Below are 2615 nucleotides of genomic sequence, written 5' to 3'. Positions count from 1 at the left end.
ATATTCACGCTCTCGCCCTGCTAAGCAATGTATCGGTAATCTTAAAAAAACCGCTTTAAATACGCATTATGGTGGCTAAAACCGCCAATTGAGCTTTTCACCCACTCTTCATCATAATACGTATTCAAGTAGCGTTCGCCACTATCACAGATCAAAGACACAATAGCCCCTGTTTCACCTACTTGCTGCATACGGTCAATGAGATTCAGCACCCCCCAAATATTAGTCCCCGATGACGGACCAACCTTGCGTCCTAATTGTGCATTTAACCAATGCATTGCAGCTATGCTCGCTTGATCTGGTACCTTCAGCATGTCATCCACAACGCCAGGAATAAAAGAAGGCTCAACTCTTGGCCGACCGATCCCCTCAATTTTACTGCCACAATGATGGGTAAGCGCTGTATTTTGGCTTTTATAATAGTCATAGAATACCGAATGCTCTGGATCAACAACCAGCAACTGTGTGTCATACTGCTGGAAACGAATATATCGCCCTAAGGTTGCTGACGTCCCCCCCGTCCCTGGGCTCATTACAATCCACTTTGGCACCGTAAATGGTTCATCAGCCATTTGTTTAAAAATACTTTCTGCAATGTTGTTATTGCCACGCCAATCGGTCGCGCGTTCTGCAAAAGTAAATTGATCCATATAAAAGCCATTCATTTTTGCAGCTAACGCTTTTGACTCGGCATAAATTTGATCTGTTTGCTCAACTAAATGACATTGGCCATTATAAAATTCAATTTGTTTAATCTTTTCTTGAGCAGTCGATTTAGGCACAACAGCAATAAACGGTAAACCGAGTAATTTAGCGAAGTAAGCTTCTGATACGGCTGTGCTGCCAGAAGAAGACTCAATAATGGGGGTATTTTGGTGAATTTTACCGTTACACAGGGCATATAAAAAAAGCGATCGCGCTAAACGATGCTTTAATGATCCTGTAGGGTGTGTGCTTTCATCTTTTAAATACACTACAATATTCGGGTGGCTTTTCAAATCTAACCGAATAAGGTGTGTGTCGGCAGACCGTCTATAATCCGCTTCAATGGTTTTAATTGCCCAGTTTATCCACGCTCGGTTCATCGCTTAGCTCCTGTTTAGCTTATGGTAGTACTTGAACCAAGACTGGCATCTTTTTGATGCCAGTGCAAAAACTCTTCGTGAATTATCCCTTAAAAGACTAGCTCAATAACTCAATGGATTGAGCGTGGTACAAGGAATTATGAGGATCAAGCTGGGTTTTAATACGCAGTAACCTTGGGTAGTTATCTTTATAATACAGCGTTTGCCGGTTAGGCAAATCGAGATCTGGGTAGTTAACATAACAGCCGTCCATCACACTATCTGATTCAGGACCATTGAGGCCATACATCTTAGTGTAAAGCTGCTACGGGGTTTATAAATGCATCTGAAGTCAACAACTCCCACAAGGTATTAATTTGAGCGACTGGAAACACATCATTCATACATGCTGTAGTGTCTTGTCATCAATGAATATCACCTGTGTTTCTGTCAGCTTTTCAGTTTCATTCATCCACTTTACAAATCATGTATTTAGCGCCTCGGGGGCGCGATGACTCACTACTCTCGCAATTGTATCGTGTGCTGGTATCCCTTTCTCAAAAGGGGGCGTATTTTCGTAACCAATCCAACCTACACTCACCGAAATCTTCCCATCCTTCACCTCCTGCAATAACGGATTATGCTGTTAGAAAAAGCACATCAAAAAGTGCATGTGAAACTTTACTTTGCTGGCGAGGGTCGTTTATGGACTTTAGGTACTTGGAAAAGGAGATAAGGCTCATATTTATTACATGTCACAAAAAGGAGTATAAATTCATATTTACCTTAGGTGTACTAGTCTACATGAAGTTTTTGCTTATTTTATTTTCGTGTTCTCACCCTGTTTAAATAGCTCAGTACCAGCACCTTGCATAAATGTCTCACTCTGTTAAAAAGTAACATTTACTCTACATCTATACCTCAGTTTAATACATCTATCTTTAGTCTCTGTTTTTCATTAAAACCTTAGCTAACTTGACGTTATCACTTTATATGAACTGCCATTTCAACCAACGTATTCTCAAAACCCAGTTTTTTATAAGCACTCATGGCAAAACCATTTTCAGCGTACACATCTAAATAAAAGTCATGAATACCCTTAGCTTTGGCCCACTCAATCAAGTGCTCAATAACCACTTTATTTATTCCCTTGCCTCGATGTTCAGGTTCAACATACATAAACCCTAAATATCCATGTTTATCATGATTTAAAGACTGTTTTGACACTCGTATCTGGACATAACCTGTCGAGATTAATTCACCTTCTAACTCAACAACCAACAACAAACTGTCATCGCTCGAAATTAAGGTTGGTAAATCATAATATTTAGCCCCCTCAACTTTAAGCGTGCTATTAAATGGTCGTTCAGCACTAATAATACCTTGTTCTAGCTCTTCTAATCTTAATAAATCAGTCTCTTTCGCAGCTCTGACGATCATTCCACACCTATTTGTTTCTATTTAGATACACATTTGAATGTACCTTTTTTTTAAAAACCAAGAATACACCTCACAAAAAAAGCACCTAAAGGTTAATGCCGATCAGATAAG

At 39.7% G+C, this 2615-nt stretch carries 3 protein-coding genes; all 3 read right to left on the bottom strand.

Annotation, left to right across the window (positions count from 1 at the left end):
• Positions 1-41: 41 nt before the first annotated feature.
• Complete coding sequence (locus CWC18_RS20345; RefSeq protein WP_138593768.1) at positions 42-1085, bottom strand: PLP-dependent cysteine synthase family protein; 1044 nt, start codon at positions 1083-1085, stop codon at positions 42-44.
• A gap of 97 nt (positions 1086-1182) precedes the next feature.
• Positions 1183-1338: a BBE domain-containing protein gene (locus tag CWC18_RS22025; protein WP_434063445.1), complete on the bottom strand. Its 156-nt coding sequence runs from the start codon at positions 1336-1338 to the stop codon at positions 1183-1185.
• 710 nt (positions 1339-2048) lie between these two features.
• Complete coding sequence (locus CWC18_RS20335; RefSeq protein ID WP_138593770.1) at positions 2049-2504, bottom strand: GNAT family N-acetyltransferase; 456 nt, start codon at positions 2502-2504, stop codon at positions 2049-2051.
• Between the last annotated feature and the right edge of the window lie 111 nt (positions 2505-2615).

It is taken from the genome of Pseudoalteromonas aurantia, from assembly GCF_005886875.1.
Lineage (GTDB): Bacteria > Pseudomonadota > Gammaproteobacteria > Enterobacterales > Alteromonadaceae > Pseudoalteromonas > Pseudoalteromonas aurantia_A.
This window is presented reverse-complemented; position numbering and strand designations above follow the sequence as displayed.

Bases quoted from the DNA above. Each gene is read 5' to 3' on its own strand.
- CWC18_RS22025 (WP_434063445.1), bottom strand. From the start codon at position 1,338: ATGGACGGCTGTTATGTTAACTACCCAGATCTCGATTTGCCTAACCGG.
- CWC18_RS20345 (WP_138593768.1), bottom strand. From the start codon at position 1,085: ATGAACCGAGCGTGGATAAACTGGGCAATTAAAACCATTGAAGCGGAT.
- CWC18_RS20335 (WP_138593770.1), bottom strand. From the start codon at position 2,504: ATGATCGTCAGAGCTGCGAAAGAGACTGATTTATTAAGATTAGAAGAG.